Raw genomic sequence first — 12,693 nt, forward strand, 5'->3', positions numbered from 1 at the left:
GCAGTCCCCTGGATGAAAGGCAGCGGCAGAAAATGGGGCCCCAAAAGGGCCCCATTCACATCAGGGTTTGCGGACGTCGTGCAGTTGCAGCAGGAAGGACGGTTGCAGCGAGAAATTTTCCACCGCCTCGGTTGCGACCGCGTTCTGTTGCCAGTTGGCAATGAACGCCCAGGGCGCGTCGTCGTAAACGATTTCCTGCATCTCTTTATAGAGCGCGGCGCGTTCGTCCTGATCGGTCGCGGTGCGCGCTTCGTTCAACAGCGCATCGACTTCCGGGTTGGAATAGTAACCCGAATTAAAGCCGCCGTTTTCCGGCCAGGCTTCGGTGCGCAACGCCAGAAACGGCAGTGTGTCCGGGTCGTTGGTCATCCAGGCCATTTCCGCCATGTCGGCTTTGCCTTCCAGGCCCGGATTCACGCGACCCAAAAAGGTATTCCACTCGTAGGTTTCGATGCTCACATCCAGACCCACAGCGGCAAGATCGGCCTGAATCGCCGTGCCCATGGAGATCGGATCGAGCATGCCGGAACCGCCTTCGGTGACGTAGAAGGTGATGTCGGCGCCTTCCGCTCCGGCTTCGGCCAGCAGTTCGCGGGCTTTGTCCGGATCGTACGGATAAGGGTCGAGGTCTTCGTTGTAGGCCCAGCCGAACGCTGGCGGTGTCGGGCCGGTGGCGACGGTCGCGGTGCCTTGCAGCACGTTCTCGACCAGCGATTCTTTGTCGATGGCGTAGTTCACCGCCTGGCGCACGCGCTTGTCGCTGAACGGTTCTTCTTTGAGGTTCAGGATCAGGAACCACAGATGCGGGCCGGCCTGTTCGTAGACTTCAAAGTCGTCATCGGCGGCAAAGGTCGCGACGTTATCGGGCGGTACTTCCACCATCAGATCGATGCCGCCAGAGAGCATTTCGGCAACGCGGGTGTTGGCGTCGGTAATCGGCCGGAACACTACGGCTTCCAGCTCCGGTGCGCCGTCCCAGTAATCGGCGTTGCGGCTGACCACCACGCGCTGGTTCGCCTGCCATTCTTCGAATTTGAACGCACCGGTGCCAGACGGATGCCGGCCAACGTCTTTGCCGTATTCACGCACCGCCGTCGGCGAAATGATCAGCCCGGTCGGGTACGCCAGGTTCGATAAAAACGGCGCGAAAGGTTCCGACAGCGTGAATTTCACTTCGGTGTCGCTCAGCGCTTCCACGCTGGCCACCTGGCCGAAGTTGAACGACAGCGGGAATGGGCCGGTGTCGTGGTACGGGTGATTTTCATCGAGCATGCGTTCGAAGTTGAACACCACGGCGTCGGCGTTGAACGGTGTGCCGTCGTGGAAGGTCACGTCGTCGCGCAGCTCGAAGGTGTATTCCAGGCCGTCGTCGCTGATGGTCCAATCGGTCGCCAGCGCTGGTTCAACGTTGAGCGTGCCGTCGGAATATCGCACCAGGCCGTCGTACAGATTGACCAGAATGCGGAAGTCGTTCACCGCGGTAACGGTGTGGGGATCGAGCGATTGGGGTTCGGCAATTTGCCCGACGACGAGCACGTCGGCAGGCGTTTCTGCCCGCAGCGATCCGCTGGTCAGGGCCGCCAACCCAAGCATCAGGGTAGGGATCAGTTTGTTCACGGTAGGCGCCTCTCTCACTTTAGTTTTGAGCAGTCCGTTTCGAGTTGTCGTGACTTGCGCGTCTCGGCTTCTGTGGCCGATTTCCGAACGACAGGTTCAGCGGAAGCAAGTACCGCAGGCCCTGACCCTTGCTACAATTATCATTACAAATTTATGGACGCAATAAATTTTATGATGATAAATTGACCGCCACTGTTCACCCGATTCCGTCGCAGAATTAAGGCAGGGCATGACTTATTCGATCGTTGCACGCGACCCAAACACCGGCGCGCTGGGCGTTGCCACCGCCACTGGCAGCGTCGCCGTTGGCGGCTTTGTTCCCCATGTACGCTACCCGGTTGGCGCCATCGCCACCCAGGGCGCGTTCACCAACTGGCTGTATGGCGACCGTGGTCTGGCGTTGCTCGCCAACGATCAAACCGCCGAACAGGTGCGCGACCGGCTGATTGCCGACGACGAAGGCCAGGCCCAGCGGCAATTGTTGATTTGCGATGCCCAGGGCCGCACCGCCGCCCACACCGGAACCGCCAACCTGGGCGAGAAAAAACACCACTGCACCGACAACCTGGCGCTGGCCGGCAACATTCTTGCCAGCGAACAGGTGATCGACGCCATGCTCGATGCTTACCTCTCGCACGCCGACTGGCCGCTGCACGAACGCCTGATCAGCGCGTTGGCCGCTGGTGAAGCCGAAGGCGGCGATCAGCGCGGCACCCATTCGGCCACGGTGCGCGTGCACAGCCCGGACAAACCGCCCATCGATTTACGCGTCGATTGGGCCGACGCCGGCTGCATCGACCAACTCAAAGCGCTGCTGAACAAAACCCGGGCACACGCTTTTCAAGCCTTTCTCGACGGCGTACCGACGCACGCCCACCCGGCCAAAACCGGGCACGTCAGCGACGAGGAGGTGCGTTGATGACGTTGGGTGCCCGCATCATGGAATTGTCTGAGGCGGCGGCACGCCACTCCGAACCCGGCCCGGGTGTGACGCGCTTATTGGGCAGCCCGGAACATCAAGCGCTGTTGCGCGACCTGACCGGCTGGATGCAAACCGCCGGGCTGAGCACAGAACTCGACGCCGCTGGCAATCTGGTCGGCCGTACCGCCGCTGTGCCCGGCGCGAAAACGCTCATCATCGGTTCACATCAGGACAGCGTGCGCCAGGGCGGCCGTTACGACGGCATGTTGGGCGTGTTGCTGCCGTTGGTGGTGTTGGAAGACCTGCATCGCCACGGCACCGCTTTGCCACTCAACATCGAACTGGTCGCATTCAGCGACGAAGAAGGCGCCCGCTTTGCCTCCACACTCGTCGGCAGTTCCGCGCTGGCGGGCCAGTTCGATGCCAGCATTCTGCAAGCCGTCGATGCCCAGGGCGTCAGCCTTGCTCAAGCGCTGCGCGATTTGGGTTCAAACCCCGACGGCATTGCCGACCTGGCGCGCAACCCTGAGCAAATTACCGGCTTTCTGGAAGTGCACATCGAACAAGGGCCGGTGTTGGAATCGCTGGATTTGCCAGTCGGCATCGTCTCGGCCATCACCGGCATTGAACGCCACAAAGTGACGGTAACCGGCCAGGCCGGGCACGCCGGCACCACGCCGATGGAATTGCGGCGCGATGCGTTGGTGGCCGCCACCGAAATCGTCCGTGCGGTCGATCAGCACTGCCGCCAGAACGACAATCTGGTCGGCGTGGTCGGTGAACTGACGGTCACGCCGAACGCCGTCAACGTGATTCCCAGCCGCGTTGAGTTGACCATCGAATTGCGCTCGCCCAATCGCGACATTCGCCACGCCGCCCGGCAGCGCCTGTTTGCCGATCTCGACGCCCGGCTGGCCGCAACGCCCTGCCAATGGCAGCACGATCTGGTTTATCAGCAGGACGAAGTGGCATGCGCGCCGGCGCTGCAACAACGGCTGGCGCGCGCCATCGAAGCCGAACATTTCTGGCCGCACACCCTGTTCAGCGGCGCCGGCCACGATGGCCTGGCGATGCACCATTTAACCGAGGTCGGCATGCTGTTCGTGCGCTGCGCTGGCGGCCTCAGCCATCATCCGGACGAAGCCATTACGGCGGCCGACGCCGATGCCGCAGCGCGAGTGCTGCGCCGCTGCCTGTTGGATTGGGAGGCTCACACCGAATGACTCACAGCACGACCCACCAGATGACCAGCCTGCCCCAACCCAACGTTGAACGTCTGACCAAGACGCTGTTCGAACTGCTCGCCATCGACAGCCCGACCGGCGATACCGCCGCCATGGAAACGCATCTGGAACAACGACTCGCCGCCTTCGATGTCACCCTTCAGCGCACCCAGCGCGGCCAGGTGCTCGCCGCCACCGGCGCCAACCCCAAGCGCGCCCTGGCCGCTCATGTCGATACGTTAGGTGCCATGGTGCAGGCCATTCGGCCGGATGGCCGGCTGGAACTGACGCCACTGGGCACCTGGTCGGCGCGCTTTGCCGAAGGCGGCCGGGTGACGGTGAAAACCGACCACGGGCCGATTCGAGGCACCGTTCTGCCGCAACTGGCATCGGGCCACGCCTACAACGAGGCGGTTGATCAACAGCCGGTCGGCTGGTCGCAATTGGCATTGCGCCTGGACATCGACAGCCAAACAGCCGCGCAAACGCTGGCCGCTGGCGTACTGCCCGGCGATATCGTTTGTTTCGATGCACAGCCGGAATTGAGTAACGGCTTTATTAACAGTCGCTTTCTCGACAACAAGGCATCCATCGCCTGCACGCTGGAAATGTTGGCGCTGCTGCACGAAGCCGGTGTAAAGCCGGCCAGCCCGATCTTGCTGGCCTACACCAACGCCGAGGAAATCGGCCTCGGTGCCGGCACGGCTTTACCGGCGGGGTTGGAATCGCTGATCAGCCTCGACATCGCACCCGTTGCGCCCAACCAGACCAGCCGTGAAACCGCCATAACGCTGGGCATGAAAGACAGCCTCGGGCCACACAGCCGGTCGCTGCTGGCCGAACTGGAACAACTTTGCCAGGCACACCAACTGCCGTATGTGCGCGATGTGTTCCGCCACTACCATTCCGATTGTTCATCGGCGCTGCACGCCGGGCACGACCTGCGCACCGCCCTGGTCGGCTTTGGTACGGATGCCACGCACGGCTACGAACGCACTCATCTGGACAGTCTGGTGGCGCTGTGCCGCTGGCTGGTGGCGTATGCGCTGGCCGATAACGTCGATAACGAATAGCAATGGTCTGCTATTGGACAGCACCGGGCCGGACTGCCATTCTTTAACATCCATTGCCGGCGAAGTGGTGCCCATGGATTCGAACCAGCAATTCATCAACTACCATCAGACCTTAATGAAGCTTTGCCACAGCAAAGAGTTCATTCAGGACACACGGCGCAACAAACTGACGACGTTAACCGCTCTGTGCAGCGAATTGCTGGGCGTTGGCCGGGTCAGTGTCTGGTGGCTGCAAAACGGCGGCGAAGGCATCGAAAGTGAAATCCTCTACCACCAGGGCGACGGCCACCGTTACGAACCCATCTTTCTCGCCCGCCAGGGCAACCCGGCGTATTTCGAAGCGCTGATGCAGGCACGCGTCATCGACGCCAGCGATGCCCGCCAGGACCCCCGCACCCGCGCCTTCAACGATCACTACCTGCAACCGACCGGCATTTACGCCATGCTCGACGCGCCGATCTTCGATGACGGCCAACTCAGCGGCGTTATCTGTCTGGAAGCCTTGCAGCCGCGCGAATGGTCGTTAGCCGACATCTCACTGGCGACCGCCGTCGCCGACACCATCAGCCTGATCAACACTCACGAAGCCTGGTCGCAATCGCAGCAACAACTGGATTACGTCACCCATTTTGACGACCTGACCGGCCTGCCCAACCTGAATTCACTGCGCGGCCGGCTGCACCGCCTGACGCTCGATGACGCGCCCTTCGCGCTGCTGTGGATCGACCTGGACCGCATCAAAGCCATCAACGACGGCATGGGCCAGGTAATTGGCAACCAGATCATCGGTGAAGTCGCCAACCGACTGCGGCATTTATCCATTCCCGGCAAAGACAAAATCGCCCGCGTCGGCGGCGATGAATTCCTCATGGTCATTCGTCGCCAGGCCGACCCGGAAGCCTTGCGTCAATTGACTCAAAGCATTCTCACCACCCTGTCGACACCAATGCAGCTGCACGACCAGTGGGTGTCGACCACCGCCTCGGTTGGCATCAGTTTCTGGCCGGTCGACGGGCAGGACAGCGATTCACTGCTCAAACACGCCGAAGCGGCCATGTACCACGCCAAAGAAAACGGTCGCAACCAGGTGCAGTTTTTCAACAGCTCCATTTCCGCCGACGCCCGTTCGCGCTTTCAATTGGAATCGCAACTGCGCCAGGCGATTCGCAATCAGGAACTGGACGTGCACTACCAGCCGATCATCCGCGCCGGCGACAGCGGCCTGGTGCAACTCGAAGCACTGGTGCGCTGGAACCATCCGACGCATGGCCTGTTACCGCCGGTCCGTTTTCTCGACCTGGCGCGCAGCGCTGGATTAATGGCCGAACTCGGCATGGCGGTGATGCGCCGCGCCTGCGAACACATTCGTCAGGCGCAGCAAGCCGGTATGCAATTGCCACAAATGGCGATCAATCTGGCGCCGGAACAACTGCTCGACCCGCAATTGCCGGAACGTTTAAAAGAAGTTTATGAAGCCTACGGTTTGAGCGGCCAATGCTTCGATTTCGAAATCACCGAAGACGTCATCAAGGCCGACACCGAAAACCTGCGCGGCTTGCTGAAACAACTGGTGGAATTGGGCGCGGGCTTATCGATTGACGATTTCGGCACCGGCTATTCGTCGCTGGCACGGCTCAAACACCTGCCCTTTGCCAAGCTGAAAATCGACCGCTCGTTCGTCAAAGAACTGCCCACCGACAGCGACGACTGCGCCATCACCTTATCGATACTGGGGTTGGCGCGCGGCCTGGGCATGGCCGTGGTGGCCGAAGGCGTGGAAACCGAAGATCAGGAACGCTGGCTCACCGAACAAGGCTGCGATTACCTGCAAGGCTACCGCTACAGCCGGCCGGTACCGTTCGATCAATTGATGATGACGGTGTTGAAAGCCGCCGGTTAAGCCAGCCTTGATGGGGTCAGCGTTTGTTGAGCAACACCAACAAGGCCGCGCTGACGCCCATAACCCACCAAAACAAAAAAACGCCCAACGCAAAAGCATCGGGCGTTTTAAGCGGTTCCGGTTTCAGCGACCCGCCTGATTCAGAACCGCACAGACGTCACCTCGGTTAACCTCACTGGAACTCAACGTCCACCTGCAACCCCTTCTGCCAGCTCGCACCATCGACCGAGCGCCAGATGTCGTGTTTGGGGGTTTTTGTTACATCTGCCCCGCCAATCACCCAGAGATACGGGTTGAAGACCAAGGCCTGGTGGCCAATGCGGCCGGAGAACCGTGAGCCATCTTCATAGGGTTCGCTGCGCCAGTGCACGCCATCGCGGGAAGTCCAGATGTCGTTTCTGCTGTCAGTTCCAGTAGTGGTAATACCACCGCCCACCAACCAAAGCCGTTCACTCCCAGCCTCCTGAGTGACCACCACCTGATGACCAAAACGCGGTGCAAACTCGGCTTCGTCTACGCGCAGCTGCCAATGGCGGCCGTCGCTGGAGAACCAGATGTCGTTAGTCCCGCCCCCTCCGCCGGTCTCTTCTGTTCCACCGATCAACCAAAGCTGACCGTTGAACACCACCACCTGATGGCCCCACCGGGCGGTGAAACTGGCTGCGCTGGTTTCTTCGGTCCAGTCGATGCCGTTGGGGGACGACCAGACGTCGTTGTGGTTGCCATCGGCAGATTGGCCGCCGATCACCCACAGGCGTTGGTCGAACACCACCAGGGCGTGGCCGCGCCGGCCGGCGAATGGCGCTTGTGTCAGCAAACGTTCCCAGTGAAGGCCATCGGCGCTGGACCAGACATCGCTTTGGTACCCGTAGCGGTCCAGCCCGCCCACCAGCCACAGCCGTTGGTTGAACGCCACCACTTGATGGCTCCAGCGACCGGAAAAAGCCGCATGGCGCAGGTGGCGTTGCCAGTGCAGGCCATCGCTGCTGGACCAGAGGTCGTTTTGGTAGGAAGGCAAGTTAGTAGTGCCACCCTCAGTACCCCCGATCACCCAAAGCCGATGGTCGAAGGCGACGGCTTGGTGGCCCTGGCGGCCGCTGAACGGGGCTTCGGCGGTGTGTTGTTGCCAGTCTTCACCGTTGCGGGTGGACCAGGCGTCGTTCAGGTTTCTAGGGGCAAATCCCCCCACCACCCAAAGCTGCTGGTGGAAGACGGCCAGGGTGTGGGCCAATCGGGGCGGGAAATCGGCATCGACCTGACGCTGTGTCCAGTGAATGCCATCGCGGGAGGACCAGACGTCGTTTAAGCCTCGCACTGCCTGCAAAGACTGCCCACCCACCAGCCACAGTTGTTCCCCGCTGCCGTCGTTGTAGGCCATCACTCGATGGTGGACGCGCGCCGCAAACTCGGCGTGCTCGGTGTCCTGCCGCCAGGTAATGCCATCGTCGGACGACCAGACATCGTTGCTCATCTTGCCATCAGCAAACCCACCGATCACCCAAAGCCGGCCACCGTAAGCCACGGCCTGGTGCGCGCTGCGAGCGGCAAAACCATTGGCATCGCCATCGGCCCGATCTTCTTGCCAATTGGTGCCGTCGAACGTCCAGACGTCGTTGCGCAAGCCCCCACCCAACAACCAGATGCGCGGCTCGCCCTCGGCGTTGTTGGCGACGATGACCTGGCTGTTGCTGCGAGGGGTATAGCCCAGGCCGATATCGCCCTGCTGTTGCCAGACAAAGCCGGTGTCGTGATCGGGCGAGGGGATGGTGGACCAGACGGTGCCATGTTGGGTGTTAATCACCCAGAGCTGATCGTTGAACACCACGGCATAGTTATCACTGCCGCCTTCAAACGGCGGCTGTTCGAGCCATTCGTGCGGCGCCCAGTGAGTGCCATCGGATGAGGACCAGATGTCAGCTAAGGGGGCTGGGTCGACCCCCCCCATCACCCATAACCGCCCCTGAAAAGCGGCCACGGTATGGGTATATCGCCCCACAAACCGATCCGCACTCAACATCCCCGACCACTCATGTTCGCCATGCTGCAAGCGAACATAACCCGGCTGGCTCAGCGTTACGGCCGCGCTGGAGGTGGATCGCTGCACGCCACCGCGCAGGCGCTGGCTTTGGCTGTTGGCGCAGTTGGCGAATTGAATGGGGTTGCAGTTGGCATCGCTGGTGGTGAACAAATTCACCCCTTCGGTGCCATCGGAGAGTTGCAGCTCACTGCCCAACGGCCCCACCCAGGCGCTGAGGCTGGCCTGGCGGGTAATCACTTCCACGCTGTAATCGATGCTCTGAATGCGCTCGCCCAGCGTTTGGGTGGCGGTGATTTGGCTTTGGCCGGGGGCTAGGGCCACCACCAGGCCGTTGGCGTCTACAGTCGCGACGTCGGTGTTGCTGCTGCGGTATTCGATGATTCCGGCTTGCGAGAGCACGGGGTTATTGAAACGTTCGTCGGTCACCAACCTGGCCGTGCCGGGTTCGGTGAATTCAAACGGGTTGGGAACACAGGCGCTGAGTGCAAAACACAGCAGCAGCCAGACAAAGGTGCGATGAAAACGAAAGTTGGGTCGAAGCATGATCGGTCCCTCGGTTGGATGAAAACCCCAAAGCGCTGGGGGCAACACCACGCTAACCGACGACCGTTTGAAGAATCGTTTTACCGTTCGTAGGATTTTTGGCCGTTTCGTTGGAAAAATTGAAAATAATCGCGGAAACGATTGATTGGCCGCAAAAAACACAACACCCGAGGTGGGGCTTCGGGTGTTGTGGGTGGAAAAGGCGTCAGCCGATGCCCCGGCTGAACGCCCGAACCTTATGCCAGTTTCGCCAGATCCGCCGGGTTAAAACCGAGCAGTTCATCGTTGGCGCCGCGCTGAATTTTCTGCACCCATTGGGCGTCGCTGAGCAGTGCACGACCGACGGCAATGAGATCGAATTCGTTGCGTTCCATGCGCTGAATCAGACGGCCGATGTCGGTCTGTTGCGAACCTTTGCCGGCAAAGGCACCGAAGAATTCACCGTCCAGACCCACCGAGCCGACGCTGATGGTGGTTTTGCCGGTCAGTTTTTTGGCCCAGCCGGCAAAGTTCAAACCGTTGTCACCATCGACTTCCGGGAATTCCGCTTCCCAGAAACGCCGCTGCGAGCAGTGGAACACATCGACACCGGCGTCGCTTAAAGCGGTCAGCCAGCTTTCCATTTCCGCCGGGGTGTTGGCGAGGCGGGCGCTGTAATCCTGCTGTTTCCATTGGCTTAAACGCAGAATCAACGGGAAGTCCGGGCCGATGGCCTGGCGGATCGATTTAACGACTTCAATGCCAAAGTTGGCGCGCTTCAATAAGCTGTCGCCGCCCCATTGGTCGTTGCGCTGGTTGGAGCCGGACCAGAAGAACTGGTCGATCAAATAGCCGTGTGCGCCGTGCACTTCGACGACATCGAAGCCCAGACGTTTGGCATCGACCGCCGCTTGCGTGAACGCGGCAATGGTGTCGGCGATGTCGGCATCGGTCATCACTTTGCCGGCCGGTTTTTCCGGCGCGAACAGGCCAGACGGGCTTTCCATTTCGCCGTCGGCTTTCCAGCCGCTGGCGCTCGGTGCGGTGCCGGTGTGCCAGATTTGCGGGCCCATGCGGCCGCCCGCCTGATGCACAGCGTCAATTACCGATTTCCAACCGGCCAGTGCGGCTTCGCCGTGGAAGAACGGAATGCCCGGCTCGTTGCGCGATACCGGCCGGTTGATCACCGTGCCTTCAGACAAAATTAAACCCACATCGCCTTCGGCACGGCGGCGGTAGTAGTCGGCATTGGCCTGGCCGGGAATGCCTTGCGGCGCCATGGCGCGGGTCATCGGTGCCATAACCAGGCGGTTTTTCAGGGTGACGGAACCCAGATCGTAGGGTTGGAAGAGGACGGAGGTGTCCAGTGCAGAGGTTGTCATTAGCGGATATTTCCTGTGGCTGTATTCAACAGGTGCGCATGGTATACAAAATATACCTAGTGTAAATTAGGCACTCGCTCGGCACTAAGTCACCTGGAGGAAACCCGATGTCATTTGGCCCCTGCTTTTCCATCGATTGCCCCAACCGGGCGCTGTTCGCCGAAATTGCCGATAAGTGGTCGATGATGATTTTGACGGTGTTGGAAGAACAGCCTCGGCGCTTTAACGACATCAAACGCCTGCTCGAAGGCATCTCGCAGAAATCACTCACTCAGACGTTACGCCGGCTGGAACGCAACGGCATCGTCACTCGCGAGGTGATCAGCAGTTCGCCGGTCGCGGTTCAGTATGAATTGACCGAGATGGGCCGCAGCCTGCTGCAACCCTACAAGGCGTTGTATCGCTGGACGATTGAAAAAATGCCGGAAGTGAACGAGGCGCGCGACGCTTTCGATCAGCGCCAGCCCGCCTGATTCTTATTGCAGCCCGCTGTCAATGCCCACGCAATTCAAACAACAGGGCGTCTACGGTGCCGGTGGTTGCCAGCGTCAACGCTGCTTCGGCGTCGATGTAGGCGCCGTCTCCGGCGGACATCGCTACGTCGTTGACCGTCAGTTCGCCTTGCGCGATGTGCAGGTAATACAACCGACCAGCCTGGGTTGCGAAGGTCTGGGATTCGGCGTTCAACCGCACCTGATAGAGGTTGGCGTCCTGACGAATCGGCAGACTTTCACCCTCGCCTTCCGGCGAAATCACCTTGTTGATGCCGCTTAGCGCGGAAAAATCTTTCTGGGCGTAACGCGGTTTAACGCCAGTGACGTTGGGCATCACCCAGATTTGCAGGAAGTTCAACGGGTCGGTTTTCGAGGCGTTGTATTCGCTGTGCGCCACACCGCTGCCCGCACTCATCACCTGAATTTCACCGGCTTTCAACTGCGACACATTGTTCATGGTGTCGCGGTGTTCGATGGTGCCATTCAGCACGTAGGTGATAATTTCCATGTCGCGATGCGGATGGGTGCCAAAGCCGGTGCCCGGTGCCACCCGGTCGTCGTTGATGACGCGCAGGTCGGAAAAGCCCATGAATTCCGGGTCGTAATAGTTGGCGAAGGAAAAGCTGTGGTGCGAGTCGAGCCAACCGTGTTGGGCGTGGCCACGTTCGTTGGCTGGGCGAAGATGAATCATGACGACCTCCTTGGGTTGAGCGTGGCGAGCCGCGCCCGCCACTGAATGGTCGTCACTATAGGGGCCGGTTAGCGCTAAACCTACCGGAGCTTTTCGGCGTTATCGTTCAGTTTTGCTGACAAAACAGCGTCGGTCGCGCACCCCTTCGCAACAAAAAAACACCATCGCCATTTTGACATCGGCGAGCATTTATTTAACATCTGTAAATTAACTTAAAGAGAGCTCAATGGACCCAAGACGCCAACGCAGCCGCCAGAAAATCCAGGATGGACTTCGATCTTTACTGGGCACGAAAGCCGTCACCGATATTCAGATTGACGAGCTGTGCCGCGCTGCGGGTGTGACTCGTCCAACGTTCTACGCCCACTTTGGAACCGTTCGCGCCGTGCTTTATGACTACCTGGAAAACCTGCTGTCGGAGCTTGAGCAGCTGTTTAACAACATTGCTCCCAACCCCGGGCCGCATGTGCCGGCTGAGGAACAATTGCGGCGCTCTGTGCTGACGCTGAATTGGCTGATCGAACAGATCAGCCGTGACCCGGTGTTGTTCCGGGGGCTGCTGTTTGAAGGCGAAGTCGCCAAGGTAGAACAACGCTTCGTCGTCTTTTTCCGCTCCGTTTTAGCCCGTTCACAAACGCAAAATCCAGACAGCGCCTGGTTAGCCCCGAGCCAGCAACGGATCGCCCTGCATTTTTTTACCGGCGCTTTTCTGTCGACTCTGCGTCTGTGGATGGATAACCCCGATGAATACGATCGCCAACAGTTGGCACAGTCCTTTGCCAGCCTGATGACCTATGGTCGCTCAGCCGGCGCCACCCATTTGAAATGAGG

At 60.1% G+C, this 12,693-nt stretch carries 10 protein-coding genes; 6 read left to right on the forward strand and 4 right to left on the reverse strand.

Translation table 11 applies throughout. The features are described 5' to 3' along the window. Positions 1–60: 60 nt before the first annotated feature. Entirely contained in the window at positions 61–1,617 is a 1,557-nt protein-coding gene (locus DW349_RS11055; RefSeq protein WP_232819303.1) for an ABC transporter substrate-binding protein, read from the reverse strand. 229 nt (positions 1,618–1,846) lie between these two features. Between DW349_RS11055 and DW349_RS11060 the strand changes: the two genes are divergently transcribed. The 4 genes from DW349_RS11060 to DW349_RS11075 all read left to right on the forward strand — a co-directional run bounded on the left by DW349_RS11060 (position 1,847) and on the right by DW349_RS11075 (position 6,735). Beyond that, a complete protein-coding gene (locus DW349_RS11060) occupies positions 1,847–2,536 on the forward strand; it encodes a DUF1028 domain-containing protein (RefSeq protein ID WP_108125279.1) in 690 nt (229 codons plus the stop codon). Further along, positions 2,536–3,762: a M20 family metallo-hydrolase gene (locus DW349_RS11065; protein WP_108125278.1), complete on the forward strand. Its 1,227-nt coding sequence runs from the start codon at positions 2,536–2,538 to the stop codon at positions 3,760–3,762. Before DW349_RS11060 ends, DW349_RS11065 begins: the two co-directional genes overlap by 1 nt. Then, positions 3,759–4,835: a M20/M25/M40 family metallo-hydrolase gene (locus tag DW349_RS11070; RefSeq protein ID WP_108125277.1), complete on the forward strand. Its 1,077-nt coding sequence runs from the start codon at positions 3,759–3,761 to the stop codon at positions 4,833–4,835. Before DW349_RS11065 ends, DW349_RS11070 begins: the two co-directional genes overlap by 4 nt. Before the next feature lie 73 nt (positions 4,836–4,908). Beyond that, positions 4,909–6,735: a putative bifunctional diguanylate cyclase/phosphodiesterase gene (locus tag DW349_RS11075; RefSeq protein ID WP_108125333.1), complete on the forward strand. Its 1,827-nt coding sequence runs from the start codon at positions 4,909–4,911 to the stop codon at positions 6,733–6,735. Positions 6,736–6,907: 172 nt separating this feature from the next. Here DW349_RS11075 and DW349_RS11080 read toward each other — a convergent pair whose 3' ends face one another. Further along, positions 6,908–9,316: a Kelch repeat-containing protein gene (locus DW349_RS11080; protein WP_108125276.1), complete on the reverse strand. Its 2,409-nt coding sequence runs from the start codon at positions 9,314–9,316 to the stop codon at positions 6,908–6,910. Positions 9,317–9,552: 236 nt separating this feature from the next. Then, positions 9,553–10,677 (reverse strand): NADH:flavin oxidoreductase, encoded by a 1,125-nt coding sequence (locus tag DW349_RS11085; RefSeq protein ID WP_108125275.1) that lies wholly within the window; start codon positions 10,675–10,677, stop codon positions 9,553–9,555. Between the two features lie 107 nt (positions 10,678–10,784). Between DW349_RS11085 and DW349_RS11090 the strand changes: the two genes are divergently transcribed. After that, positions 10,785–11,150, forward strand: coding sequence for a winged helix-turn-helix transcriptional regulator (locus tag DW349_RS11090; RefSeq protein ID WP_108125274.1), 366 nt, complete (start codon positions 10,785–10,787; stop codon positions 11,148–11,150). A 19-nt stretch (positions 11,151–11,169) separates the two neighbouring features. Here the strand turns inward: DW349_RS11090 and DW349_RS11095 are convergent, their stop codons facing one another. Next, positions 11,170–11,862, reverse strand: coding sequence for a pirin family protein (locus DW349_RS11095; protein WP_108125273.1), 693 nt, complete (start codon positions 11,860–11,862; stop codon positions 11,170–11,172). Positions 11,863–12,088: 226 nt separating this feature from the next. On the opposite strand from DW349_RS11095, the gene DW349_RS11100 reads away from it, so the two are divergent. After that, positions 12,089–12,691 (forward strand): TetR/AcrR family transcriptional regulator, encoded by a 603-nt coding sequence (locus tag DW349_RS11100; RefSeq protein WP_108125272.1) that lies wholly within the window; start codon positions 12,089–12,091, stop codon positions 12,689–12,691. The last annotated feature ends 2 nt before the right edge of the window (positions 12,692–12,693 follow it).

The organism is Saccharospirillum mangrovi (assembly GCF_003367315.1).
In the GTDB taxonomy this organism is placed as follows: Bacteria; Pseudomonadota; Gammaproteobacteria; order Pseudomonadales; family Natronospirillaceae; genus Saccharospirillum; species Saccharospirillum mangrovi.